The organism is Blastococcus sp. HT6-30 (assembly GCF_039729015.1).
GTDB lineage: Bacteria > Actinomycetota > Actinomycetes > Mycobacteriales > Geodermatophilaceae > Blastococcus.
On record NZ_CP155792.1, the window covers coordinates 2339477 to 2364863 of the forward strand.

At 74.1% G+C, this 25387-nt stretch carries 23 protein-coding genes; 14 read left to right on the forward strand and 9 right to left on the reverse strand.

Going from position 1 to position 25387, the window contains the following annotated elements; all coding sequences use genetic code 11:
• Positions 1–99 precede the first annotated feature (99 nt).
• Both ABC795_RS11290 and ABC795_RS11295 read left to right on the forward strand, forming a co-directional pair.
• The gene (locus tag ABC795_RS11290) at positions 100–825 is read left to right on the forward strand and encodes a metal-dependent transcriptional regulator (RefSeq protein ID WP_347057282.1); all 726 of its coding nucleotides are present in this window, start codon (positions 100–102) and stop codon (positions 823–825) included.
• Between the two features lie 200 nt (positions 826–1025).
• Positions 1026–3104: a S9 family peptidase gene (locus ABC795_RS11295; protein ID WP_347057283.1), complete on the forward strand. Its 2079-nt coding sequence runs from the start codon at positions 1026–1028 to the stop codon at positions 3102–3104.
• Between the two features lie 32 nt (positions 3105–3136).
• Here the strand turns inward: ABC795_RS11295 and ABC795_RS11300 are convergent, their stop codons facing one another.
• Together ABC795_RS11300 and ABC795_RS11305 are read right to left on the reverse strand one after the other, a co-directional pair.
• The gene (locus ABC795_RS11300) at positions 3137–4216 is read right to left on the reverse strand and encodes a DUF4192 domain-containing protein (protein ID WP_347057284.1); all 1080 of its coding nucleotides are present in this window, start codon (positions 4214–4216) and stop codon (positions 3137–3139) included.
• A 314-nt stretch (positions 4217–4530) separates the two neighbouring features.
• Complete coding sequence (locus tag ABC795_RS11305) at positions 4531–4824, reverse strand: Dabb family protein (protein ID WP_347057285.1); 294 nt, start codon at positions 4822–4824, stop codon at positions 4531–4533.
• A gap of 95 nt (positions 4825–4919) precedes the next feature.
• Between ABC795_RS11305 and ABC795_RS11310 the strand changes: the two genes are divergently transcribed.
• From ABC795_RS11310 to ABC795_RS11330, 5 genes are read left to right on the forward strand one after another with little or no spacing between them, the layout of a single operon-like run.
• Complete coding sequence (locus ABC795_RS11310; protein ID WP_347057286.1) at positions 4920–6191, forward strand: glycosyltransferase family 4 protein; 1272 nt, start codon at positions 4920–4922, stop codon at positions 6189–6191.
• Positions 6185–6988, forward strand: a complete 804-nt coding sequence (locus tag ABC795_RS11315) for a class I SAM-dependent methyltransferase (protein ID WP_347057287.1) — start codon at positions 6185–6187, stop codon at positions 6986–6988. Before ABC795_RS11310 ends, ABC795_RS11315 begins: the two co-directional genes overlap by 7 nt.
• Positions 6989–7022: 34 nt before the next feature.
• Positions 7023–8087 carry a prenyltransferase gene (locus ABC795_RS11320; RefSeq protein WP_347057288.1) on the forward strand — a complete coding sequence of 355 codons (1065 nt, stop codon included), beginning with the start codon at positions 7023–7025 and terminating at the stop codon, positions 8085–8087.
• Positions 8084–8965: a glycosyltransferase gene (locus ABC795_RS11325; protein WP_347057289.1), complete on the forward strand. Its 882-nt coding sequence runs from the start codon at positions 8084–8086 to the stop codon at positions 8963–8965. The genes ABC795_RS11320 and ABC795_RS11325 overlap by 4 nt, the downstream gene beginning before the upstream one ends.
• Positions 8962–9918 carry a glycosyltransferase gene (locus ABC795_RS11330; RefSeq protein ID WP_347057290.1) on the forward strand — a complete coding sequence of 319 codons (957 nt, stop codon included), beginning with the start codon at positions 8962–8964 and terminating at the stop codon, positions 9916–9918. Before ABC795_RS11325 ends, ABC795_RS11330 begins: the two co-directional genes overlap by 4 nt.
• A 27-nt stretch (positions 9919–9945) precedes the next feature.
• Here the strand turns inward: ABC795_RS11330 and ABC795_RS11335 are convergent, their stop codons facing one another.
• Together ABC795_RS11335 and ABC795_RS11340 are read right to left on the reverse strand one after the other, a co-directional pair.
• A complete protein-coding gene (locus ABC795_RS11335; protein WP_347057291.1) occupies positions 9946–10611 on the reverse strand; it encodes a TPM domain-containing protein in 666 nt (221 codons plus the stop codon).
• Between the two features lie 289 nt (positions 10612–10900).
• Entirely contained in the window at positions 10901–11626 is a 726-nt protein-coding gene (locus tag ABC795_RS11340) for a 4'-phosphopantetheinyl transferase superfamily protein (protein WP_347060713.1), read from the reverse strand.
• Between the two features lie 322 nt (positions 11627–11948).
• Between ABC795_RS11340 and ABC795_RS11345 the strand changes: the two genes are divergently transcribed.
• The 3 genes from ABC795_RS11345 to ABC795_RS11355 are packed head-to-tail and all read left to right on the forward strand — an operon-like array spanning position 11949 to position 18017.
• A complete protein-coding gene (locus tag ABC795_RS11345; protein WP_347057292.1) occupies positions 11949–15998 on the forward strand; it encodes a Pls/PosA family non-ribosomal peptide synthetase in 4050 nt (1349 codons plus the stop codon).
• Positions 15995–17332 carry a heparan-alpha-glucosaminide N-acetyltransferase domain-containing protein gene (locus ABC795_RS11350; RefSeq protein ID WP_347057293.1) on the forward strand — a complete coding sequence of 446 codons (1338 nt, stop codon included), beginning with the start codon at positions 15995–15997 and terminating at the stop codon, positions 17330–17332. Before ABC795_RS11345 ends, ABC795_RS11350 begins: the two co-directional genes overlap by 4 nt.
• On the forward strand, positions 17313–18017 hold the full coding sequence (locus ABC795_RS11355; RefSeq protein WP_347057294.1) for a BPL-N domain-containing protein: 705 nt from the start codon (positions 17313–17315) through the stop codon (positions 18015–18017). Before ABC795_RS11350 ends, ABC795_RS11355 begins: the two co-directional genes overlap by 20 nt.
• 80 nt (positions 18018–18097) lie before the next feature.
• Here the strand turns inward: ABC795_RS11355 and ABC795_RS11360 are convergent, their stop codons facing one another.
• Complete coding sequence (locus ABC795_RS11360; protein ID WP_347057295.1) at positions 18098–19360, reverse strand: hypothetical protein; 1263 nt, start codon at positions 19358–19360, stop codon at positions 18098–18100.
• A 262-nt stretch (positions 19361–19622) separates the two neighbouring features.
• Here ABC795_RS11360 and ABC795_RS11365 point away from each other — a divergent pair, with 262 nt between their 5' ends.
• On the forward strand, positions 19623–21062 hold the full coding sequence (locus tag ABC795_RS11365; RefSeq protein ID WP_347057296.1) for a M1 family aminopeptidase: 1440 nt from the start codon (positions 19623–19625) through the stop codon (positions 21060–21062).
• 73 nt (positions 21063–21135) lie between these two features.
• On the opposite strand, the gene ABC795_RS11370 is transcribed toward ABC795_RS11365, so the two are convergent.
• Genes ABC795_RS11370 through ABC795_RS11385 form a run of 4 tightly spaced genes read right to left on the reverse strand, consistent with a single transcriptional unit; the run spans position 21136 to position 23889 of the window.
• Positions 21136–21465 (reverse strand): TraR/DksA C4-type zinc finger protein, encoded by a 330-nt coding sequence (locus ABC795_RS11370; RefSeq protein ID WP_347057297.1) that lies wholly within the window; start codon positions 21463–21465, stop codon positions 21136–21138.
• Positions 21455–22135, reverse strand: coding sequence for a class I SAM-dependent methyltransferase (locus tag ABC795_RS11375; RefSeq protein ID WP_347057298.1), 681 nt, complete (start codon positions 22133–22135; stop codon positions 21455–21457). Before ABC795_RS11375 ends, ABC795_RS11370 begins: the two co-directional genes overlap by 11 nt.
• On the reverse strand, positions 22132–23400 hold the full coding sequence (locus tag ABC795_RS11380) for a YibE/F family protein (protein ID WP_347057299.1): 1269 nt from the start codon (positions 23398–23400) through the stop codon (positions 22132–22134). The genes ABC795_RS11375 and ABC795_RS11380 overlap by 4 nt, the downstream gene beginning before the upstream one ends.
• 48 nt (positions 23401–23448) lie before the next feature.
• Positions 23449–23889, reverse strand: a complete 441-nt coding sequence (locus ABC795_RS11385; protein WP_347057300.1) for an STAS domain-containing protein — start codon at positions 23887–23889, stop codon at positions 23449–23451.
• A gap of 187 nt (positions 23890–24076) precedes the next feature.
• On the opposite strand from ABC795_RS11385, the gene ABC795_RS11390 reads away from it, so the two are divergent.
• The 3 genes from ABC795_RS11390 (at position 24077) to ABC795_RS11400 (ending at position 25375) form a co-directional block, all read left to right on the forward strand.
• The gene (locus ABC795_RS11390) at positions 24077–24562 is read left to right on the forward strand and encodes an Hsp20/alpha crystallin family protein (RefSeq protein WP_347057301.1); all 486 of its coding nucleotides are present in this window, start codon (positions 24077–24079) and stop codon (positions 24560–24562) included.
• Positions 24563–24661: 99 nt separating this feature from the next.
• Entirely contained in the window at positions 24662–25000 is a 339-nt protein-coding gene (locus ABC795_RS11395; protein ID WP_347057302.1) for a MerR family transcriptional regulator, read from the forward strand.
• Between the two features lie 105 nt (positions 25001–25105).
• Complete coding sequence (locus ABC795_RS11400; protein WP_347060714.1) at positions 25106–25375, forward strand: metal-sensitive transcriptional regulator; 270 nt, start codon at positions 25106–25108, stop codon at positions 25373–25375.
• The last annotated feature ends 12 nt before the right edge of the window (positions 25376–25387 follow it).

A 25387-nucleotide genomic window follows, 5' to 3' on the forward strand; every position in this document is an offset into this window, starting at 1 on the left:
GGTCCGGCGCAGGCCGGTGCGTCGCCGAGACCACCCCGCAGGTGAGCCGGTCGCGGCCCTCCGTCCCCGTAGACTGGCCGCCGACACGGAGGAGTACCTGTGAACGACCTCATCGACACCACCGAGATGTACCTCCGGACGATCTTCGAGTTGGAGGAAGAGGGCATCGTCCCGCTCCGGGCCCGCATCGCCGAGCGCCTCCACCAGAGCGGCCCGACGGTCAGCCAGACGGTCGCCCGGATGGAGCGCGACGGCCTGCTCAGCGTCGAGGGCGACCGGCACCTGCAGCTGTCCGAGGAGGGCCGCCAGCTGGCCACCGCGGTGATGCGCAAGCACCGGCTGGCCGAGTGCCTGCTCGTCGACGTCATCGGCCTGGACTACGCCGACGTCCACGAGGAGGCGTGCCGCTGGGAGCACGTGATGAGCGAGGCGGTCGAGCGCCGCCTGCTGTCGCTGCTGGGCAATCCGACGGTGTCCCCGTTCGGCAACCCCATCCCGGGCCTGGAGGCGCTGCGCGGCGACGAGCCGCTCGGGGGCGGGACCGCCGCGGTGCTGGACGCGCTCACCCTGCTGTCCACGACGGCCACCGCCGAGGGGCGGCCGATCGTCGTCCGCCGGATCAGCGAGCAGCTGCAGGAGAACGCCGAACTGCTGCGCGCGCTGGCCGAGCACGGTGTGCGCCCGGGCGTGACGATGACCGCGCAGCTGGTGGAGGGCTCGGTCAGCCTGGACGGCTACGTGCTGCCGGTCGGCGTTGCCCAGCACATGTTCGTGAGCGCGGTCGACGAGGAGCTCACGCCCCTCGAGGCGGCCCCGCTCCTCTAGCGCGTCGCCGGACGGGCGCGCACCGTGTCCCCGGCAGGCCCCCGCGCGGCCGACGTCTTCGCCGCGGAGCTGCTGCCCCGGCCAGGCGGGGTCCTGCTGCACCGTCCCCGGGTCGGTCCGGGGTCTGCTCCCGGCGCCGTCGGTGCACCGGCCTCATTACGGTGGGGCCGGTCCCCGCTCCCCCGCGAGAGAAGGTCCCGGTGAGCTCGTCCGCTGCTGCCCCGTCCGACTCCTGCGACGAGGTCGCGCCCACGCCCTTCCACCGCCTGGCGGACTTCGTGGCGCTGCCCCGGATCGGCGGCCTGGCGCTGTCGCCCGACGGGACGCGGCTGGCCGTCTCGCTGCACACGCTCGACCCCGAGCGGAAGAAGTGGCAGTCGGCGCTCTGGGAGCTCGACCCGCAGGGCCGGCGACCCGCCCACCGGCTGACCCGGAGCGCGCCCGGGGAGTCCTCCCCCGCCTGGGCGCCCGACGGCTCGCTGCTGTTCACCTCGGCCCGGCCGGACCCCGGCGCGGCCCCGGGGGCGGAGCCGACGCCGGCGTTGTGGAGCCTGCCCGCCGGTGGCGGGGAGGCCCGGCCGGTGCTCGGGCGCCCCGGCGGCGTCAGCTCCTTCCTCGTGGCGGCCGACAGCGGGGACGTGGTGGTCGTCGCCGGCACGATGCCGGGCGGCTCGGACGCCGCGGCCGAGGAGGAGTTGCGCAAGCAGCGGGCCGACGCCGGGGTGTCGGCGATCCTGCACGAGGCCTATCCGGTGCGGTACTGGGACCACGACCTGGGACCGGCGGCCCCGCACGTGTTCTGGGCCGGCCGGCTGCCCGCCGAGGAGGAGCCGGCCGGCGGGGCGCCGGTCGAGCTGCGCGACCTGACCCCTGACGCTCTGCCGCCGAACGGCGCCGGCGACGAGATCGCCCTCTCCCCCGACGGTTCGGTGCTGGCCCGCGCCGAGGAGGTGCCCGACGGCCCGGCCGGCCGGCGCACCCGCCTGGTGCTCACCGACACCGGCTCCGGCGGGACGCGGGTGCTCGTCGACGACCCGCTGGCCGATATCCACTCCGCGGCGTTCTCCCCGGACGGTGCCCGCCTGGTCTGCGTGCGCGAGGCGATGTCGTCCTACGCCGAGCCGCCGGACTACACCCTGCTGCTGGTCGAGGTCGCCGACGGCACGGCCCGCGAGCTGACCCCGGACTTCGACCGCTGGCCCAGCGCACCGCAGTTCTCCGCCGACGGCGCCGCGGTGTACTTCCTCGCCGACGAGGACGGCCGGCACGCGTTGTTCCGGGTGCCGCTGGACGGCGGGGAGCCCGTCCGGCTGACCGGGGACGGCGCCTACAGCGACCTGCGAGTGGCCCGCGACGGCAGCGCCCTCTACGCGCTCCGCTCGTCCTACGGCTCCCCATCCGTGCCGGTCCGGCTGGACCCTGCGGCACCGGGGCAGGACCCGGAGCCGCTGCCCAATCCGGCGACCGTCGACCGGTTGCCCGGTTCCCTCCACGAGGTCGAGGCGACCGCGGCCGACGGCGCCCGCGTGCAGTCGTGGCTGGTGCTGCCCGATGGCGCGTCCGCAGACGCCCCGGCGCCGCTGGTGCTGTGGATCCACGGCGGCCCCCTGATGAGCTGGAACTCCTGGTCCTGGCGCTGGTGCCCGTGGGTGCTGGCCGCGCAGGGCTACGCGGTGCTCCTGCCCAACCCGGCGCTGTCCCAGGGGTTCGGCCTGGACTTCGTGCGCCGAGGCTGGGGCCAGTGGGGCGGCACGCCCTACACCGACCTCATGGCCGCGGTGGACGCTGCGGAGCAGCGCCCGGACATCGACGCCACCCGCACCGCGGCGATGGGCGGTTCGTTCGGCGGCTACATGGCCAACTGGGTGGCCACCCAGACCGACCGGTTCAAGGCGATCGTCACCCACGCCAGCCTGTGGAACCTCGAGGCGTTCACCGGCACCACCGACGCGGCCTACTACTGGGAGAAGGAGTGGGGCGACCCCGTCACCGAGCCGCGGCGGTACGAGCAGAACTCGCCGCACCGGTACGTGGACGCGATCCGCACGCCGATGCTGGTGATCCACGGGGACAAGGACTACCGGGTGCCGATCGGGGAGGCGCTCGCGCTCTGGTACGGGTTGCAGAAGCGGGGGGTGCCCTCGAAGTTCCTGTACTTCCCGGACGAGAACCACTGGGTGCTGACGCCGGGGAACAGCAGGATCTGGTACGAGACCGTGCTGGCGTTCCTCGCCGAGCACGTGCTGGACCAGGAGTGGCGGCGCCCCGAGCTGCTGTGACCCGTGCCCTCGTGACCGGCCGCCGCGACCGGTCACGCCGGGCGGGCCCGCGGCAGGCCGGGTGCGCCCGCCCGGACGATGAGCGTGCGCAGCTCTGCCGGGGGGAGGCAGGCGGCCAGCGCCTGGCTCAGCAGCCGGGCCAGGGAGTAGCCGGGGTCGCTGCGGAGCGCCCGGTCCAGGGCGACGTTGGCCAGGGCGCCGTCGCCGCGCAGCCAGGCGCTCACCGCCAGCAGGGTGGCCGGCGCTGCGTCGAGCGGGGCCGGCGCCCGCCGCGTGCAGTCGGTCCACAGCAGCTCGGCCGCCACGGCATCCTCCCCCAGCGCCAGCTGGAGGGCGCGGTCCCGCGCACCGACGTCCTGCAGGATCCGCAGGAGCCTGGCCAGCTCGTCGTCGTCCAGCGGACCGGCGCCCGCCGGTGCCCCCGGCCGGGACCGGGCCACCGCCCGCCGCACGACGGCGTCCGACGCGGCGGCCGGCGCCGCCTCCACCACCTGCTGGGAGCCGGCCGCGACGCGGGCGCAGGCGCGACGCACGCCGGCGACGGCTCCGGGCGGCGCGGTGAGACGCGCCGCCAGGGCCCGCCGGTCGGCGGCCACCACCTGCCCGGTGCTCACCGAGGCCACCGCCAGGACGCTCACCCCGCCCGGCAGTGGCGTGCCTGCCGAGGGGGCGCAGCACGGATGCGGGCAGTCGTAGGACCACCAGCGGCCACGGCGCACCAGCAGCACGTCCCGCACCGGGACGTCGACGGCGGCCAGCGCGAGGACCAGTTCGTGCACCAGCGACCGGTGCGGCAGGCCGCAACCCCGGGCCGGCCCCTCGTCCAGCTCGTCGGCGACCTCGGAGACCACGACGACCAGGGCGGCGGCCGGGTCGTCGGTGCGCAGGCCGCGGGCCAGGAGCCGCGCCGTCGCGGCGCCGTCCCCGGCCGTGGGGATGTCCCCCCGGACGGTGAGCCCGACCCGCCCCCCGGACGGCCCGCCCAGCCCGATCAGGACCAGCGACTCGCTGGGGTGGAAACCGAGCAGGTGCGGCAGCGCGGCGGCCACCTCGCCGGGGTCGGAGATGCGGACCTCGGGGCGGTCGGAGCGGCCGTGCGCGGAAGGGTCCATGCCCGGGAGCCTGGCGACGCGCACTCCCCCGGGGAACGGCTCGGCGCGACCTGTGGACGCGTGCACGGGCTGTGGACGCCGCCGGCAGGTCGGGCTCCTCCGTCTCCTCGGCCGAGGACGACGCGGCCGCCGACGAGGACGCGGCGGTCACCCGGTCGGAGGCGTCGTCGCCCCCCGCAGCCGACGACCAGGACGGTGGCCGGACCGGCCAGGAGCACGCCGCGGAGACGCTGCCGGCCGGCGACGCGGTACGCGGAGGACACGCCGACGAACCCAGTCGCCCGGCGCACGGGCGCGGAGCCCGCGCCGACACCTCAGACCCGGAACTGGACGGCGCTGCGGGCGGCCAGGATCGGCCGCACGTGCTCGGCGATGACCGCCAGGTGCACCGGGTCCTGCGCGTAGCGGTAGAAGGCCTCGACGTCCGGGAAGTCGGCGACGAGGACGGTGTCGGCGTTCCCGTCGACCAGACCGGCGTCGTCCGCGACGGTCAGCGAGGTCATGCCCCCGACCTCCCGGCGCAGACCGCGCAGCGCCTCGACGGTGGCGGCCCGCCGCTCCGGGTCGGCGCCCGGGGACCAGGTGAGAAGCACGACGTGACGGATCATGGGGGAACTGTCCCAGCTGCACCGCCCGGACGGCCGGGTGGCACCGCTACCGGCTGGTAGCCGGGAGCCCGAACCGGGTCGTTAGAGTCCGTTCCATGGGACGGTCGCTGCGCATCGCACTGCTGTCCTACCGGAGCAAGCCGCACAGCGGCGGCCAGGGCGTCTACGTCCGGGCGCTCTCCCGGGAGCTGACCGAACTCGGGCACCGCGTCGAGGTGCTCAGCGGGCAGCCCTACCCGGAGCTCGACGACGGCGTGCCGCTCACCCGGCTGCCCAGCCTCGACCTGTACCGGGAGCCCGATCCGTTCCGCACCCCGCGGCCCTCGGAGATCCGGGACTGGGTGGACGCCGCCGAGTGGGCGACCATGTGCACCGCCGGTTTCCCCGAGCCGCTGACCTTCACGCTGCGGGCCGCGCGCCACCTGCTCCCGCGCCGCGACGAGTTCGACGTGGTGCACGACAACCAGTCGCTGGGTTACGGGCTGCTGCGGCTGGTGCGCGCCGGGGTGCCGACCGTGGCGACGGTCCACCACCCGGTCGCCATCGACCGGGACCTGGAGCTGGCCGCCGCCCCGACCCTGCGCCGGCGGCTGACGCTGCGGCGCTGGTACGCCTTCACCGGCATGCAGGCCCGGGTCGTGCGGCAGCTCGACGGGGTCACCACCGTCTCGGAGAGCTCCCGGCGCGACATCGCCGCGCACATGGGCCTGGCACCCGACCGCATGGCGGTCATCCCGGTCGGCATCGACCCCCACCGCTTCGCCCCACCGCCGGCCGGGCGGGCACGCGACGCCGACTCGATCCTCGCCATCACCAGCGCCGACGTCCCGCTCAAGGGGCTGGTGCACCTGCTCGAGGCGGTGGCGAAGCTCCGCACCGAGCGGCCGGTCCGGCTCACCGTCGTCGGCGCCGCCCGGGCCGGCGGCCCCGCGGAGGCCGCGCTGGACAGGCTCGCCCTGCACGACGCCGTGCGGTTCACCGGCTCCGTGCCCGAGGCAGAGCTGATCCGTCTCCTGCAGACGGCGACGGTCGTGGCCATCCCCTCGCTCTACGAAGGGTTCTCGCTGCCCGCCGTCGAGGCGATGGCCTGCGCGACGCCCCTGGTCACCACCGACGCCGGCGCCCTGCCCGAGGTGGTCGGCACCGAGGCGGGGCTGCGGGTCCGCGCCGGGGACGTCGGAGAGCTCACCGCGGCGCTGCTGCTGGTCCTCGACTCGCCGTCGCTGGCCGAGCAGCTGGGCCGCGCCGGCCGTCGGCGGGTGCTCGACACCTACACCTGGCGGGCCACCGCCGAGCGCACCGCCGACTGGTACGCCGAGACCCTGGACCGCCGGACCACCGACCGCAAGGGGAGCGCGCAGTGCTGACCGTCGACTACGACCGTCTCGACCTGCGGCCGGGGATGACCGTCCTGGACCTGGGGTGCGGCGAGGGCCGGCACGCCTTCGAGGCCTACCGCCGCGGCGCGGAGGTCGTCGCCGTCGACTGGGGCGTGTCCGAGGTCGAGACGACGAAGCGCTGGCTCGGCGCGATCGCCGAGGCCGGCGAGGCCGGGCGGGCGGGCGACGGCGGGGGTGCCCGCTACGAGGTGGTGCGCGGCGACCTGCTGCACCTGCCCTTCCCCGACTCGAGCGTGGACCGGGTGATGGCCTCGGAGGTGCTCGAGCACATCCCCGACGACGCCACGGCGATGGCGGAGATCTTCCGTGTGCTCAAGCCCGGCGGCCGGGTCGCCGTCACCGTTCCCCGCTACGGGCCGGAGCGGGTCTGCTGGGCGCTGTCGGACGAATACCACGCCAACGAAGGCGGCCACATCCGGATCTACCGCGGCGACGTGCTCCGCGCCCGGCTGGCCACCGCCGGGCTGGTGCCCGGTGCCAGCCACCACGCCCACGCCCTGCACGCGCCCTACTGGTGGCTCAAGTGCGCCGTCGGCGTGGCGAAGGACTCCCGGCTGGTCCGGACCTACCACCGGCTGCTGGTCTGGGACCTCACCCGGCGTCCGTGGCTGACCCGCGCGGCCGAGCGGGTGCTCGACCCGCTGATCGGCAAGAGCCTCGTCGTCTACGCCGACAAGCCCGCCGAGCCGGGTGCCCCGGCCACGCGCACGTGGTGGACGGGGGCCGGGCGGTCCGACCGGGAGCGGTCCGCTGCCGCCGGCTGAGCGGCGCGGCGCGTGGCTGCCGGAGCTGCCCGGGGTGCTCCGCGCCGACCAGGTGCGGCAGACGGTGGCCTGGATCGCCGGGGAGCAGAGCCGCGACGGCGCGCTGCCCTGGTTCCGCGCCGGCCAGCTCGACCCGTGGGACTCGGTCGAGGCGGCGATGGCGCTGGACGTGGGCGGCGAGCACGCCCGGGCGACCGCGGCCTACCGATGGCTGGCCGCCCGGCAGCGCCGCGACGGCAGCTGGGCCGCCGAGTACCGGTCGGGCGCCGAGTCGGCCCCGGCCGCGGAGAGCAACCACGCCGGCTACCTCGCCGTCGGCGTGTGGCACTCCTGGCTGACCACCGGGGACGGCGCGCTCGTCGAGGAGCTGTGGCCGACCGTGCGCGCGGCGCTGGACCTGGTCACCCGCATGCAGCTGCCCGGCGGGGCGATCGGCTGGGCGCTGCGCCCGGACGGCACGCCCGACGACCTGGCCCTGCTCACCGGCAACGCGAGCCTGTTCCAGGCGCTGCGCTGCGGGCTGGCGCTGGCCGACCTGGTGGGCGAGGCCCAGCCGGACTGGGAGCTGGCCGTCGCCGACCTGGGCACCGCGCTGCGCCGCCGGCCGGACGCCTTCGCCGACCGGTCCAGGTACTCGATGGACTGGTACTACCCGGTCCTGGGCGGAGCGGTGATCGGCGAGGACGCCCGCGACCGGCTGGCCGGCGACTGGCCCCGGTTCGTCGTGCCGGGGCTGGGCATCCGCTGCGTGGCCGACCGGCCCTGGGTCACCGGCGCGGAGACGTGCGAACTGGCGCTGGCCCTGGTCGCCGCCGGGCAGCGCGACGCCGCGCTGGAACAGGTCGCGGCGATGCAGCACCTGCGGGACGTCGACGGCTCCTACTGGACCGGCTTCGTCTACCCCGACGACGCCCGGTGGCCGGTCGAGCGCACCACCTGGACGGCGGCCGCGGTGCTGCTGGCCGCCGACGCGCTCTCCGGGGCGTCACCGGCGAGCGAGCTGTTCGCCGATCCGGGTGCGCTCCCCGCCGCCGGAACGGTGGATTCCACTCCGGCGACCGATTGGCTGGCCGGAGGCGCGGGCACGGTGATCCCGTGACCGTTCCGCGCAGCGCCGGCCAGCCCCGCTCCCCCGCGCCCGACGTCACCGTGGTCGTCGCCAGCCGCAACCGCCGCGACGACCTGCTCGCCACTCTGCCCCGCCACGAGGCGCCGGTGCTGCTGGTCGACAACGCCTCCACCGACGACACCGTCGCGGCCGTGCGCGCGGCCCATCCCGAGGTGACCGTGCTGCCGCTGGACGCCAACGAGGGCGCGCACGGACGCACGCTCGGCGCCGCCCGGGCCGGCACCCCGTTCCTGGCCTTCGCCGACGACGACTCCTGGTGGGCGCCGGGCGACCTCGCCCGGGCCGTCGAGATCATGCGGGCCCACCCGCGGCTGGCGCTGATCAACGCCCGGATCCTCGTCGGGCCCGAGGAGCGGCTGGATCCGGTCTGCGCGGAGATGGCCGACAGCCCCCTGGGCACCCCGGCAGACCTGCCCGGGCCCGCGCTGCTGGGCTTCGTCGCCTGTGCCGCACTGGTGCGGACCGAGGCGTTCGAGGCGGTCGGCGGCTTCGACCCGGTGGTGCGGTTCCCCGGCGAGGAGGAGCGGGTGGCCCTGGACCTGGCCGCGGCCGGCTGGGGGCTGGCCTACGTTGACCAGGTGACCATCCACCACCACCCGTCGACGCGGCGGGAGGCCCCGGGACGGCGGCAGGCGGGCATCTGGCGCAGCCGGCTGCTGACCGCGCTCATGCGACTGCCGGCCGGTGACGTCGCCCGCACGGTGGGGCGCGCCGTGCGGGCCGGCCGGCCCGGCGTGGAAGGCGTCCTCCGCGCCCTGCCCGACATCCCCGCGGCGCTGCGCCGACGGCGGCCCCTGCCGGACCGGGTGCGCAGCGGGCTGCGGCTGCTGGCCGGTGAGCGGGCATGAGGAACGACACTTCTGCCCCCGACGGCGCATCGGTCGCCGGCGGGTCCCCGCACCAGGGTTCCGACCCCCGGGTCGCCGTCGTCGTCATCACCCACCAGCGCCGGGACGAGCTGCTGCTCGCCCTGGAGCGGCTCGTGGCGCTGCCCGAGCGGCCGCACGTGGTTGTCGTGGACAACGGGTCCACCGACGGGACAGCCGACGCCGTGCGCGAGCGGTTCCCGCAGGTCGAGCTGATCGCCAGCCCCGAGAACCTGGGCGCGGTGGGCCGCAACGTCGGCGTCGCCCGGCTCGGGACCCCGTACGTGGCGTTCTGCGACGACGACACGTGGTGGGACCCGGGGTCCTTGCGCACCGCCGCCGACACCCTCGACGAGCACCCCCGCCTGGCGGTGGTCACCGCCCGGATCCTCGTGGAACCGGGCGGCACCGAGGACCCGATCGTCGCCGAGTTGCGCGACTCCCCCGTCCGCGGCGCCGACTGGCTGCCCGGTCCGGCCCTCGGGTCGTTCCTGGCCGGCGCGTCCGTGCTCCGCCGCGAGGCCTTCGAGGAGGTCGGCGGCTTCTCCGAGCGGCTGTGGCTGGGCGGCGAGGAGGAGCTGATGGCCGGCGACCTGGCCGCCCGCGGGTGGGAGCTCTGCTATCTGCCGACCCTGACCGTCCACCACCAGGCGAGCACCGCCCGCGACCCGCACAAGCGGCGCGCCGACGGCATCCGGAACACCTTGTGGACGACGTGGCTGCGCCGCCCGTTCCGCCCGGCGCTGCGGCGCACCGTGCACCTGCTGCGCACCGTGCCGCGGGACCGGGTGACCGCCCGGGGCCTGGCCCAGGCGGTGCGCGGGCTTCCCTGGGTGCTGCGCGAGCGGCGGGTGCTCCCTCCGCACGCCGAGGCCCGGTTCGCCGCCCTGGAGGACGCGCAGAGGACGTCCAGCGCCCGCCAGTACGTCAGCTGATCGCCCGACCGGAGCCGCGGAGGCAGGTCACCGACGCGAATCGGCCGAAGGCTCCCTGCTTTCAACCCGCGCCCGGCTCGTAATTCTCTTCCGGGACAGGAAATGGGCGCCGAGAAGAACGATTGCGACGACGCTCACGACGATGGCCACAGTCGTCACCGACCACCCCTCGGCGGCGGCGTCGGCGTTGGCATCGGCGTCCGACAATGCCCCGCTTTCCTGCTCGTCCACGAGGAACTGCTCGTCCTGCAGAGCCTCCGCGAGTGCGACCAGCGCCTCCGTCCAGCTGCCGTCCACCACCTGCGGTTCCACCTGGCCGGTCACGACGTCGTCGACGTCGGCCACCGGCAGCGGGGAAGCGGGATCCACCCACCACTCGTACTCGGCGTCCTCCACCCCGATGGCGAACAGCATGTCCTCGGCCCCCAGTCCGGTGAGCGCCGCGGTCTCGTCGACCCAGGCGGCGCTGGTCGTGCCCTCGAAGTCGGAGACGAGCACGACGTACAGCTCGGGACCGCCCGCGTCGAGCAGCTCGGCCAGCGCCTGCTCGACCTGCGCTTCCTCGTCCTCCACCAGGACGTCCACCGCATCGTCGAGCTGGCCGCTGACTTCGGCGGGCGGCTCGGCCGATGCCGGTCCCGCGCCCACCAGGAACCCCAGCGCGGCGCCCAGGACGACGATGAAGCGGTACACACGCACCTCCTGCCGGCGGCCGGGCATGTCCCGGGCGTCGCGACAGCACTCTAGGCAGGCCCGCTAGGGCGACCACCGGACGACCGCTTCGCACCCCGGTGGCGAGCATCCGACCCGCCATTCACGTGCGCGGCAGGCACCGTGGCGACCCATTCGCGGATAGCTACCACGGACATTTCGCACCAGCCGGAGATGAATGCAGCAGTCCGCCCGATGTGGCCCATCCGCAGGTGTCTCATCGAATCGACGGGCGATGTCACGGATGTCCATGCGGCTGTGCTGATCGGATTCATTTCTGCACCGGCCGAAATGGGCGCACCGCAGGGCGTACAGCCGCTGCGACGGCAACCATCACGTCCAGTGACGGGTCGATCCAGTCCACCATGTGCAGGCCCCTGTACCGGCCGCGCGCCCGGCCGTCCGGCCCGACCTCCTCCTCCACCTCCGCCAGATCCACCTGCCGCAGGTCATCCAGGGTGGTCGCACCGATCTTGACCAGGCACTCCTTGCGCACCCAGTGCCGGAGGAAGGCCACCCGGCGATCCGGCGCCGCGAGCACCTGCCTCCGCTCGGCGACCGAGAGGGCCACCGGCATCGCCGCCAGGACGTCGCCGGACACGCTCTCGACGTCCACCGCGACGGCATCCCACCCGGCAGCGGCGGCGACCCCGTGCCGCGTGCGGGAAAGGCTCACGTGCACGCCGGGCAGCTCCCGCAGCCCCGGCCTGCCGTGCTCCCCGGAGCCGCAGTCGGGGCACCGTTGCTCCACCTGGAGCCTCTCCATCGGCCGCCCCGTCAGCTCGGCCGCACACCAGCGGATCAGCAGGTGAGCGGCCACGTAGGCATCCCGGTCAGCGGGATGGCGGAGCGCCGCGAGCCGCCGGTCCTCCGCCGCGGTGAGGAGTCCGCGGTCGAGCGCGGCCAGCACCCGGTCCGGGCCGACGGCGCAGGCGAGCGCGCGCGGGACGCCGTCCGCGAGCGGCGTCACGTCCTCCCCCACCACACCAGCCCCCACAGTCGTCAAGCACTCACCGTAATGACTATTGCACGCAATGCAGTGATATGAATGGCCCGATCAACGATCCGGCACGGCGACGATTATGGGGCATGTGCCATTACGCAGGGGAGTAGTTCAATCACGCTCTGCCGCACTTTACCTGCAACCCAGGTTAACAGGATTCCACCCGCCCATTGCCCTGCGATCCAGCTGCTACTTTCGCAGTTACTACCTGTGAATTCCGGGTGCGCGCCCTGAGAACGCCCGTGACCACGACGGAAAGCGAGATATGACTACACCGCGCCGAGAGTGGGACCTCCTGTCCACGATCCCCGGGTTCATGGACGAGCAGTCCACGGCGACGGCCGCGAGGTACCGCCTCGAGGACAACGTCATCGCACACCCGGGAGACCTCGGCGCCCAGTGCGCCCGGCTGAGCCAGTACTTCGAGCGCTCCTGCGACACCTCCCCCTCGGCGACGGCGCTGGAGTGCGACGGCGAGCGGCTCTCCTACGCGGACCTCGACCAGCGGGCGAACCGGCTGGCGAACTACCTGATCAGCATCGGCATCGGCGTCGGCTCCCGGGTGGGGATCCTCCTGGACCGCTCGGTGAACACCTACGCCACGCTGCTGGCCGTGACGAAGACGGAGGCCACCTTCGTCCCCGTCGACCCGGCGGCGCCGGCCGACCGGCTGGTTTTCATCGCCGAGGACGCCGACCTGGCGCTGATGGTCACGACCACGTCCTTCGGTGCCACCTCCGCGGGGCTGCCGTGCCCGGCGGTCTACCTCGACGAGCTGGGCGGTGAGCTCGCCGCCCAGTCGAGCCGCCGCCCCGACCGCCGCTCCGCCGGCGATCCGGTCTGCTATGTCATCTACACCTCGGGGTCCAGCGGGCGGCCCAAGGGCGTGGAGATCACCCAGTCCAGCATCTGCAACTTCATCGGGATCGTGCCGACGTTGTACGGCGTCGAACCCTCCGATCGCGTCTACCAGGGCATGACGATCGCCTTCGACTTCTCCATCGAGGAGATCTGGCCCACGTGGGCGGTCGGGGCGACGCTGGTGGCCGGGCCTACCGACGGCCGCCGGGTGGGGTCGGGTCTTGCCGACTTCCTGGAGGAGCAGGAGATCACGATGATCTACTGCGTCCCCACGGTCCTGGCGACGCTGGACCGTCTGCTGCCGCTGATCCGCACGGTGAACGTCGGCGGCGAGGCCTGCCCCCGCGAGCTGGTCGACCGATGGGGTCCCGGACGGCGCATCCTGAACACCTACGGCCCGACGGAGACCACGGTCACCTGCACCATGGCCGAGCTGCGGCCGGGCAAGCCGGTCACCATCGGGCGGCCGCTGCCCACCTACCGGATCAGCCTGCTGGACGAGCAGCGCGCCCCCGTCGCACCGGGCGAGGTGGGTGAGATCTGCGTCGGCGGCCCTGGTGTCGCCCGCGGGTACGTCAACCGCCCCGACCTCACCGCCGACCGGTTCATCCCCGACCCGCGGACCCCCGGTGAGCGCATCTACCGGACCGGAGACCTGGGCAGGTTCCTCCCCGACGGGGAGCTGGAGTACCTGGGTCGGGCCGACAGCGAGGTCAAGGTCCGCGGGCACCGCGTCGACCTCCAGGAGATCGAGAGCGTGCTGCAAGGGCACGACCGGGTCATCGCGGCCGTGGTCACGCTGCTGGAGTCCTCGGGGAACGGTGGCGAGCTCGCCGGATACGTCGTCCTCCGGCCGGACGCCACCGATACCGGTCTCGTCGACGAGCTGCACGACCAGCTGGAGCAGCGGCTGCCCGACTACATGGTCCCGGCCTACCTCGACGTGGTCGCCACGATCCCGATGCTACCCAGCGGCAAGGCCGATCGGAAGAGCCTGCCCAGCCCGCGTGGCCCGCGCCTCATGCGCACCAGCGGGGCATACGTCCCGCCGGCCGACGCCGTCGAGGCCTGGATCGCCGGCCTGTGGGAGGAGACCCTCCAGCTGCCGCCGGGATCGGTCTCCGTCGAGGCCGACTTCTTCGAGGCGCTGGGCGGGCACTCCCTCCTCGCGGCGACCATCGTCTCGAAGATGCGGGAGAGCGACCTGGCCTCCGGGCTGTCGATCCTGGAGCTGTACCGGCATCCGACCGTCCGGGCTCTCGCGGGGTTCCTGGAGGACGGCGTCGACGGCGGGGCCGCCGCCGAGCGGGCGATCCGGCCGGCCGCTCCCTCTCGGCGACGGGTCGCCGCGTTCGGCTCGGCACAGCTGAGCTGGCTGTACGCGATCGTCACCCTCCTCCTCCTGCCGGTGACCGCGCTGTACGTGCTGAACGACGGGGTTCCCTCGTTCGCGCTCGTCGTCCAGCTCGCCCTGCTGCTGCCGACGGCATACCTGGTCATCCGCTGGGGCCTGCCCCTGGCCGGCAGCCGGCTGCTGTCCCGCGGACTCGAGCCGGGCGACCACCCCCTGTGGGGGCAGGTCCATCTGCGCGTGTGGACGGTCCAGAAGCTGATGCAGATGTCCCCGCTGAACGTCCTGGCCGGGTCCCCCTGGGCGACGACCTACCTGCGCCTCGCAGGTGCCCGCGTGGAGGACGAGAGCCACATCAACACCGCGGACATCGGCCTGCCCGCCCACCTGAGCATCGGGCGGGGCGCGACCGTGGGATACGGCACCCAGCTGCACCCCTACCGCATCACCGACGGGGTGCTCACGATCCGTCCCATCGCGATCGGCGAGAACGCACTCATCGGCGCCCAGTGCCTGCTCGAGTGCGGCTCGACCGTCGGCGAGCAGGCCATCCTGCGGGACCAGTCATTCCTCGAGTCCGGCGCGTCCATCCCCGCCGGGGAGACCTGGTCGGGATCGGCGGCCCGGCCGATGCCGGACGCCATCGACCCGGTCGTCGAGGTCATGGCCGAGTGCGACGCCGCGCCGCGCACCTGGCCCCGCGAGCTGCTGGCCGGCTTCGCGGCAGGAATCCTGCTGCTCGAGCTGATGCCCTTCCTGATCATGCTCCCCGTCGTGGCGCTCGTCTGGTGGGCGCTGCTCACCTTCGGCCTCGGTGCCGGCCTGCTCGCCACCGCGCTGTCGGGACCGCTCTTCGTGGTCACCTCCTGCGGGCTCATCCTCGGGTTCCGGCGCCTGGCCCTGCCCGCGACCCCGCCGGGGATCCACCACCTGCGCTCGCAGCTGGGGCTGGAGAAGTGGCTCGGCGACAAGATGCAGGAACTCAGCCTCCTGCTGAACAACACCATGTACGCGACGCTCTACACCCCGATCTGGCTGCGGGCGCTCGGGGCGAAGGTCGGCGACGGAGCCGAGGTCGCCACCATCGCCAACATCGACCCGGACCTGCTCACGCTGGAGGACGGCAGCTTCGTCGCCGACATGGCCAGCGTCGGAAGCACCACCTACGCCAACGGGCACGTCGCGTTCCGGCCGACCGTCATCGGTTCCCGGGCCTTCGTGGGCAACGCCGCCTTCATCCCGTCCGGCACGCACCTGGGTGACGGATCGCTGATCGGCGTCCGTACCGTGCCGCCGTCGACAGAGGTCGAGGCGGGGAGCTCGTGGTTGGGCTCCCCGGCCTTCTTCCTCCCGCGACGGGAGATCTTCGACGAGTTCACCGAGGAGCAGACCTTCCGGCCCAGCCGGGCACGGGTCCGGGCGCGGTACGCGATCGAGTTCCTCCGGATCGTGCTGCCGAGCTCGCTGCTCGCCGTGGCGATGTTCGCGACGCTGTACGGCACGGCCCTGCTGGCCACGAACTACGGTGCCCTGGTCACCGTCTTCGGCGCGCCGCTGATCGCCCTGGCCTCCAGCGTCGGCGTCGTCGTGCTGGTGGCCGCGCTCAAGTGGCTCCTCGTCGGCCGGTACAAGCCGCGGGTGCGCCCGCTGTGGAGCGGCTTCGTGCGGCGCACCGAGTTCGTCACCGGCATCTACGAAGCGGCCGCGGTGCCGGCGCTGCTCACCTGGCTGACCGGCACTCCGCTGCTCGGCCCGGCGCTGCGTCTCTACGGGACCCAGGTCGGTCGTCGCTCGCTGATCGACACCACCTACCTCACCGAGTTCGACCTCGTCCGCCTCGGCGACGACGTGGCGGTCGGCGCCGGCGCGTCGTTGCAGACCCACCTGTTCGAGGACCGCGTCATGAAGATGGGCTACGTCACCCTCCGCGACCGGGCCAGCGTCGGCGCCAAGTCCGTGGTCCTCTACGACTCCGCCGTCGAGGAGGAGGCGACCCTCGAGCCGCTGTCCCTGGTCATGAAGGGCGAGTCGCTCCCGCCCGGCACCACCTGGTCGGGCATCCCGGCCCAGAAGGTCAGCCAGCCGATCGCCTGGCTGCCGGACGCGCAGCCGGTGCCCGCCGGTGCCACGACGTCCGGGGAGGCGCACCGATGACCGGTCCGCAGGGATGGCCGGACGAACGGTCCGGCCCCGCCGTGCCGGCCGGCGGCTCCACGGCGACCGGGATGGTGGAGCACGCCTGCGAGCCGGTGCCCTCCGGCGACGTGTCCGGCACGCCGGCCAGCTCCGGGGACGGGGCGCGGGGCACGTCCCGCCCTCGCCTGGTCGGGATCGACGCAGCCCGGGGCCTGGCGCTGCTCGGCATGATGGCGGTCCACACCATCGACGCCTACGACGACGACGGCACCCTGTCGTTGGCGTGGACCCTGTCCTCCGGGAAGTCCGCCGCGCTGTTCGCGCTCCTGGCCGGTGTCGGGGTGGCGTTCGCGAGCGGGGGCCGACGGCGGCCCACTGGGCGCAGGTGGACCGCGGATGCCGCGTCACTCGCCGTGCGCGCGCTCCTCATCGGCGCGGTCGGACTGGCGCTGGGCTTCGTGGTCCCCTCCGACTACGCCGCCGTGATCCTGGCCTACTACGCCCTGCTGTTCCTGTTCGCGATCCCGCTGCTGTCGCTGTCCATCCGGACCCTGGTCGTCCTGGCCGGGACCATCGCCGTGGTCATGCCGGTGCTCAGCCATCTCCTGCGGGCGCAGACGGGGTTGTCGAGCGACGGCGCGAACCCGACCTTCGCCGATCTGCTCGCTGACCCGCTGTCCCTGCTCGGGGAGCTCGCGCTCACCGGCGTCTACCCCGCGCTGCCGTGGCTGGCCTACCTCTGCGCCGGACTGGCCGTCGGCCGGTCGATGCTGTCCTCCCGGCGGACCGTCCTCGCCATCACGCTCGTCGGCGCCGGCCTCGTCGTGGGCGCCCGGACGGTCTCGTGGCTGTTGCTGGACGTGTTCGGCGGCCGGGCACAGCTGGAGACAGCGGCACGGGGATCGATGACCGCCGACGACATCGAGCGGGTTCTCTGGAGCGGCACAACGCCGGCCGACACCGGCTGGTGGCTGGCGACGATGGCACCGCACTCCAGCACGCCGCTGGACATCCTGAACACGATCGGCATCGGCCTGGTCGTGCTGGGCATCTGCATCCTCATCGGGCGCACCACCACCGCCCTGCTGCGGCCGCTCGCCGCCGCGGGGAGCATGACCCTGACGATCTACAGCCTGCACCTGCTCATGCTGAGCGCGCCCGGCTTCCCCGGGGGCGACCTGGACGGGCTGCTCCTGCAGCTCGCGGTTGTCGTGGCCTTCGCGCTGGTCTGGAGCCGGTTCCACGCCCGGGGACCGCTCGAGGAGCTGGTCGCGGAGGCGACCGGTGCCGTGCGCCGGACGGTGCTGTCGACGGGGAGGTCGAAGGACGCTGATGCCCGCGAGCGGGCCTGACGGACTGGCCCTGGTCTACCGCGGGCCTGCGTCCGTGCCCGGCTGTCCGGAGGCGGTCGCCGCCGCCCTGGCCCGGAGCCGGTGGGACCTCGACGTCCGGTTCGTGGGGCCGAAGGAGCAGCTGCCGCTCGAGCCGGACGTGCTCGCCCGGGCCCGGCTCTACGCCCAGCCCGGCGGCGGCGAGCTTCGCCGCGCATACCGGAAGCTGCGCCGATCCGCCGACGCCGTCCGGGACTTCGTCCGCTCCGGCGGGAGCTACCTCGGGTTCTGCCTCGGCGGATACCTCGCCGGCGAGACCCCTGGCTTCGGACTGCTGCCAGGGGACGCCGACCGCTTCATCTCCTCGCCGGGCGCACGTCCGGCGCACACCGGGGACAGCGTGCTCACCGTCACCTGGGGTGGCCGGCGGAGACGGGTCTTCTTCGAGGACGGCCCCTGGTTCGACCTCGACCCCGCCCGGGGACCGGCCGAGGTGCTCGCCACCTACGACAACGGGCTGGCCGCCGCGGTGGTCGCCCCCTTCGGACGGGGCACGGTGGGGGTCGTGGGCCCGCACCCGGAGGCTCCACCGGACTGGTACACCGACGCCGGACTGCCCGTGCCCGAGGACGTCAGGGCGGACCTGACCCAGGACCTCGTCGATCGGGTCCTGCAGCAGCGCCGCCCGGTCCGCCGGGCGGGCTGAACCCGGACAGCCGCGACGGGCGCCCCCTCCGTACCGGAGGGAACGCCCGTCGCCGGTCCAGCCGATCAGCGCGCGCTGCCTCAGCCGGCGTCGAGCATCCTCCCGACGGTCGGCCCCAGCCGGCCGTCCAGGGCGTGCCCCACGCCGGACGGGAACTCCGAGGAGGCGGTCACACCGCGGCCGGCGTACCAGTCGCGACCGGCCCGCGCACCCCAGGACGCGGTCAGCGGCACGGCGGTGTCGGCGGTGCCGGTGAACCAGTGGCCGCGGACGCCGGCCATGGAGGCCGCGGTGAGAGCGGTGCCACCGGCCGGCGGCCCGCCACCGCCGAACACGACCCAGCCGCCGCCGAGCCGCATCAGCTCGGGGTGCCGGGGCACCAGGAAACGGGTGATCTCCTGGGCGCCGGAGGAGAATCCGGCGAGCCACACCTCGCTGATCGGGTATTTACCGATCCCCTCCTCCTCGATCAGCTCGGCGAGGAAGTCCGCGTAGGCCGCGGTGTCGCCGGTGTGCCAGCACTCGCAGGACTGGTTCGGGCTCTCCACGGCCAGCGTGACCATGTTGCGCGCCTTGCCGTGGGCGACCAGTCCGGAGGACCCACCCAGCGCGTACGACGCGTTCGGGTTGTCGATCCCGTACTCCCCCGTGCCGTCGACGTACATCACCAGGCCCACCGGCTTGCCGGCGTCGATCCCGCCGGCGTAGCGCAGGTAGCGGCCGGTCTGGCCGTTGCCGGCCGTGAACGATGCACGCGGCTGGTCGCTGTAGGACCCCCCGGAGCCGCCGGTGCTGCCGCCGGACACCGCCGGAGCCGCCGCCGGGGACGCCGCCGCGACGGGGGCCGACTCCCCGACCGAGCTGCTCCGAGCGCCGCGGCCCGCGGTTCCGTGGCCCCGCCTGCCGGTCGCCGTCTCGGCCGCTGCCAGTGGCTGGCCGGTCGCGGCCACGGCCCGATCCGTGTCGGCCGGATGGGTGTCGGCGGGGTCCGTTCCGTCCTGCTCGGTCGCGGCCGGCTCGGTCGCAGCCGGCTCGGTCGCAGCCGGATCGGTCCTGTCCCCGGCCGGATCCGCCCCGGGCGCATCGGGTGCCACCGGGACGGGCGGCGTCTCGACGACGGTCTGCTCGCCGGCTTCGGTGGTCGGAACGGAGCCGGGGGCCTGAGCCGTCACTCCGGACCCCGAGTGGCCGGCGACGCCCTCGGTCGTCCCGGTCGCGGTGTCGGGGGCCGACGCGGACCGACCCAGCTCCTCCGGCACGCAGGCGGTGGTGAGGAGAGCCAGGGCGGTGGCCACGGCCAGCACGCCGGCGCGACGGCCGGCCGTGGTGAGAGATGTGCGCAAGGGAGTTCCTCCGGGGTGCCCGACGCGACGGCGACGGAGCGTTGCGGTGTGACCACTCGATGCAAACACACACTCCTCGCAACGGGAAGGTCACCCTCGGCTCACGCTTGTCCCTTCAGCCCCATCCGCCACACCCACCCCGGGAACCCTGCCGATGACGGATGGCCCGGTTTGGCGAGAGCTGTGCAGCCCGGTCGGTGAGAATGGGACGACGGATCGCGCCCACCGGGGCCGGCGGGGCTTCGAGAGCAGGATCGGCGAGATGCGCACGGTGCGGCGTTGGGGGATGCCACTCGGCGTCGGGCTGACCCTTCTCGTAGCGGGCTGCACGAACCCGCAACCGGCGCCCGCCCCGCCGCCGACTCCGACCGCGAGCCCGACCCCGGCCGAGCCCGAGCCCGAGCCGTGGGCTGACCGGCCGGTCGTCGACCTGCGCTTCGACGTCGCCGAGGACCTCGACACGGTGGCCGGCTGGGAACGCGTCCTGTTCATCCCCGACCTGCCGACCTGCGAGCTCGTCTTCCGGGCGTGGCCGAACAAGCCGGCCACCTCGGCGGCGGGCAACTCCCTGGTGGTCACCGAGGTCCGCCTCGAGGACCGAGCGGTCGGCTTCCGGGAGGTCGCCGCCGGGGCGCCCGCCGACGCACCGGCGGGCACGCTGGTCGAGATCCCGCTCGAGGAGTGCGTCGAGGCCGGCGAGGCGATCTCGGTGGAGCTCGAGTTCGAGCTGGAGCTGGGCGCGGACACGAATGAGCGGGTCGGCACGTCGAGCACCGAGGAGGCCGCCTGGTTCGCCACTGCCTTCCCGCTGCTGGCCTGGGAGCGGGGCCGGGGATGGGACCGCGGGCCCGCGGTCCCCGTGACCGGGGAGATGGCGGTGAGCGAGGACTTCGTTCTCTCGCTCGCGGTGGCCGCTCCCTCGGGCCTCGAGGTGCTGGCGACCGGCACGGCGATCGGCACGTCCGACGGCCCCGACGGGACGACGATCCATCGATTCGGGTCCCCGGCCGTTCGCGACGTCGCGGTGTCCGTCGGTCAGTTCGACGTCGCCGAGCGGGTGATGGCCGGGGTGCGCGTGCAGGTGGCCGCCGACGAGGGGGTCGAGGCCGCGGATCCGTCGGACTGGCTGGACCAGATCGAGGAGTCGATGAGGGACCTGATCGACCTGCTGGGTCCTTTTCCCTACCCCGACCTGTCGGTCACGGTCCTGTCGGCCCAGACCAGCGGCATCGAGTTCCCCGCGGCGATCCAGTTCGGCGACGTGGATCCGCAGGAACGGCGCGGGCTGGTCGCCCACGAGCTGGCACACATGTGGTTCTACGGCCGGGTCGGCAACGACCAGGGTGAACACCCCTGGCTCGACGAGTCGTTCGCGACGTTCGCCCAGATGGTGTCCGGGGGCGATGACCTCCCCGAGGCACCCGTCGCGCGGGACAGCGCTCCGCCGGTGGGTGGGCCGATGTCCTACTGGACGGAGTTCCGCCGGCCGAGCAGCGTCTACTACGAGACCGTCTACATCCGCGGCGGCGCCGCCCTGGTCGCCGCCCGTGAGCGGGTTGGCCGGGAAGACTTCGACGCCGCACTCGCCGACTACCTGCGCGAGAATGCCTACTCGATCGCGACTCCCCAGGACGTCGTGGACGCGTTCGCCGAGGTGCCCGAGGCCCTGGCTGTCCTGCGCGAGGTGGGCGCGCTCCCCTGACCCCTCACGGCAGGCAGGCGATGCCCGTCGCCGCGCGGCCGGATCCGTATGCACAGCCTCACCGCGCCTCGGGTCAGCGGGCGCAGGTCATGCAGGTGCGGGCGGTCGGCCGGGCGGCGAGGCGCTCGGGCGCGATGGGCCGCCCGCAGCTCTCGCACCGGCCGTAGGTGCCGGCTTCCACGGCCGTCACGGCGGCGTCGACGTCGGCCAGTCGCCGTCGCGCCTGCGCCAGCAGCGCGGCGAGCTGCTGGCGCTCGAACGCGATCGTCGCGCCCTCCGGGTCGTGCTCGTCGTCGGCGTTGGACGCCTGCGACGCCGCCACGATCGCATCGAACTCGCGGGTCAAAGCCTCGATCTGGGTCAGCGCCGCCGCGCGCTCGGCACCCAGCGGATCAGCGGTCACGGCGCAGCAGCCGCAGCGAGCCGGTGCCCGGGAGCTCGGTGAAGTCCCCGGACTCCAGCACCCGCGTGTAGACGCCGTAGGGGGCCTGCCCGCCGTCGGCCGGGTCGGGGAAGACGTCGTGGATCGCCAGCGTGCCGTGGACAGCGAGCTTCGTGACCCACGCGTCCTGGTCGCGGCGCGCGGACTCCTCGGTGTGGCTGCCGTCGAGGAAGAGCAGGGCGAGCGGGCTCGTCCACAGCGGCGCGAGCGTCTCGGAGCGGGTGACCACGGCGATCACGACGTCCTCGGCGCCGGCCTCGGCGATGGTGCGGCGGAACCGCGGCAGCGTGTCGATCCGGCCGACGGCGGGGTCGACCAGCGACGGGTCGTGGTACTCCCAGCCCGGCTGGTGCTCCTCCGATCCGCGGTGGTGGTCGACGGTGACCACCTGCCGGCCGGTCTCGCGCCCGGCGGCGGCCAGGTAGAGCGCGGACTTCCCCATCCAGCTGCCCACCTCGAGCAACGGCCCGGGGACGGCGACGGCGCGCGCGGCCTCGTACAGGGCGCGGCCCTCGTCGTCGGGCATGAAGCCCGGGGCGGCCGAGGCGGCGGCGAGCAGTGGCAGGACCCCGTCCTCCTTCCGCCTCGCACGCTCGGCGCGAGCCTCGGGACGGGGTCGGTCGATCGTCATCCGGAGAACCTAGCCCGCAGCGCGGTCAGCCTCCGCTCGGTGCCGGTGCCGCCCTGCGCGTCGGCGGCCTTCGCGAAGAAGGCGCCGGCGGCAGTCGTCACCGGCACGGCGAGGACCAGGGCGATGGCGCCGACGAACGTGCGGATGACCTCCTCGGCCAGCGCCACGGAGGTGATCGTCGTCCAGATCGGCTGCGCGTAGACCTCGATCAGCAGCAGGAGCGGCAGCGCGGCACCCGCGTAGGCGAAGACGATGGTGTAGACGGTCGAGGCGATGTGGTCGCGGCCCACCGCCATGCCCCGCCGGTACAGCTCCCGCCAGCTCATCGAGGGGTCGACCTCGTGCAGCTGCCAGATCGCCGACGCCTGGGTGATGGTCACGTCGTTGAGCACGCCGAGCCCCGCGACGACGATCCCCGCGAGCACCAGGCCCGAGAAGTCCAGCGTCGGGTCGTAGCCCTGCAGCGTCACCGTCTCCTCGCTGGTCACGCCGGTCAGCCGGGCCGTGGCGACGGCGAGGGAGCCCATCACCGCGACCAGCGTCAGGCCGAACAGCGTGCCGACCAGCGCCGTCGTCGTCCGGGCCGAGAAGCCGTGCGCCAGGTAGAGGACGACGAACATGATCGCGGCCGACCCGACCAGGGTGACCAGCACCGGTGACCCCTCACCGAGCAGCCCCGGCAGCACGAACCGGAGCAGCACGAAGAAGGCGAACGCGAGCCCCAGCAGCGCAGCCAGCCCCCGCAGTCGCGCGACGAGCCCGACGACCAGCGCGAACGCCAGGGCCAGGACGACGATGGGCGTGTCCCGCGCGAAGTCGTAGAAGGCGTACGCCGCCCCGCCCTCGGCGCCGGCGTCCCGGGTGAGGACCAGCACGTCGCCCTGCTCGACCCCGTTGGCCATGACCACGGGGTCCAGCTGGATCTGGACGAAGTCGCCGTCGCCCTCGCCGCCGAGGACCTCGACCACGGCGTCGCCGCAGGTGGCGGGCAGGTCCGGCGTGCCGCAGTCGACCGGCTCCAGGGAGGCGACCCGGCCATCGGGATAGGTGGTCCCCGGGGGCAGGGCCTGCTCGGCCGCCTGCTCCGCCCGCGTCGGCTCCCCTCCGGGCCAGAGGACGAGCAGGCCGATCACCGTGGCCAGGCCGACGGGCACCAGCAGCAGCAGCATGAGCCACACGGCCCGCCGCCGGCGCCCGAGCGCCTCCGCCGTGGGCGGCGGCGCGTCCGGGTCGTGGGCGTGGCTGTGGGAGTGGGGCGACGACACCCGGTCAGGCTAGGAGCCCGGACCTGTGCGGGCAGCACCCGACACCGGTCAGGAGTGCTCGGTCCCCCGCGACCGGGGCCCGCCGTCCGGAGTCGCCTCGGCCGACACCCGCCCGCCGGCGTCGACGATGGTGAACCGGTGCCAGAGCCCGGTGAGCTGCAGCGGGCGGGCCACCGACGCCGGCGGGTCGACCAGCACCGTCTCGATGGCCCGCGGCACCCCGAGCTTCTGCAGTTGCACGAGCACCGCCAGCCCGGCGGAGTTCATGAACGGGACCTCGCGGAGGTCCAGCTCGACCCGGCGCAGCGAGTGCTCGGTGAGCAGCAGGTCGGTCACGCAACGCACGAGCGGGCGGCGGGCGGCCTCGGTCAGCTCGCCGCCGACGGTCAGCCGGGCCGTCTCCCCCGCCACCGTGTGCGAGACGGAGGGCTCGGCGGCCGGGGCATCCTGGTGGGCGGGCTGCGGCGTGGCGCTGGTCGTCTCCTCCACGGGTCCGTCCTGCCCCGCGCGGCCCCGGTTCACGCACGGGACGGCGGAACTGCCGGCAGGACCCGCCGGGAACATTGTGCGGCCCGAGACGTTTATCAGTGTGCAAGGCCGAGGTAATCTCTGGTCGCCACTAGAGGTTCTACCTCGGGCAGCGAACACACGATCCACCGTCAAGGAGGTTCCAGCCATGATGCTGACCGCTTACGACCCGTTCGCCGCCACGTCCGCCGCCTTCCGGGCGCTGGACCAGCTCACCGGCCGCCCCGGCGCCGCCACCGCGCGGCCGCTCTCGGGCATGCCGATGGACGCCTACCGGGTCGGCGACAACTTCGTCGCCCACTTCGACCTGCCGGGCGTCGACCCGGGCTCGATCGACCTGTCGATCGAGGGCAACACCCTCACCGTCACCGCCGAGCGCTCGGTCCCCCAGTTGGAGAACGCGGAGTGGACGATCGCCGAGCGGCCGTTCGGCAGCTACACCCGCCAGCTGGTGCTCGGCCGCAGCCTCGACACCGACCGGCTGGAGGCCAGCTACCACGACGGCGTGCTGTCCATCAGCATCCCCGTCGCCGAGAAGGCCAAGGCCCGCAAGATCAACGTGACGCGGGCCGACACCCCGGCAGCCGTCGAGGGGCGCACCATCGAGGGCGAGCACCAGGCGGTCGAGAGCTGACCGCCGCCGAACCGGCAGCACGCAGGGGCCGGGCCCGCCCAGGGCCCGGCCCCTGCGCCGTCCGGCGCCTGCGACGGCGCCACGACAGGAAGGTCAGCGATGACGCCCGACCCCGCGGACCCGCTGAGCCGGCTCGATGATCCGGAGTACCCGGCGCTGACGATGAGCCAGGCCGCGGAGCTGCTCGGTGTCCAGGCCGCCTTCCTCCGCAGCCTCGACAGCTCCGGCGTCCTCCGGCCACACCGGTCCCCCGGCGGCCACCGCCGGTACTCGCGGCAGCAACTGGTGCTGGCCGCGCGGATGCGGGAGCTCCTCGACGACGGCCATCCGGTCGCGTCGGCCGAGGTCATCGTCGGACTGCAGGACGAGCTCGCGTCCGCGCGCGCGGACGTCGCCCGGCTCCGCGACCACGCCGGCGGACTTGACCACAAACCCTAGGGGGGTATGGTCGGCTGTCGACGCCGCACCCGCGGCGCCGACAGGAGGGACGACGTGGACACCACCGACAGCGGTTGCGACGCCCACGACCACGCGCACGGCTACATCCACCGCAAGGACGACTACCTCAAGCGCCTCCGGCGGATCGAGGGGCAGGCCCGCGGCCTGCAGCGCATGGTGGAGGACGAGAAGTACTGCATCGACATCCTCACCCAGGTCTCGGCCATGACGAAGGCGCTGCAGGCGGTCTCCCTCGGGCTGCTCGAGGAGCACCTGAGGCACTGCGTCGTCGACGCCGCCCGGGCCGGTGGCCGCGAGGCCGAGGAGAAGGTCCGCGAGGCCACCGACGCCATCGCCCGGCTCGTCCGCTCCTGACCGTCCGCACAG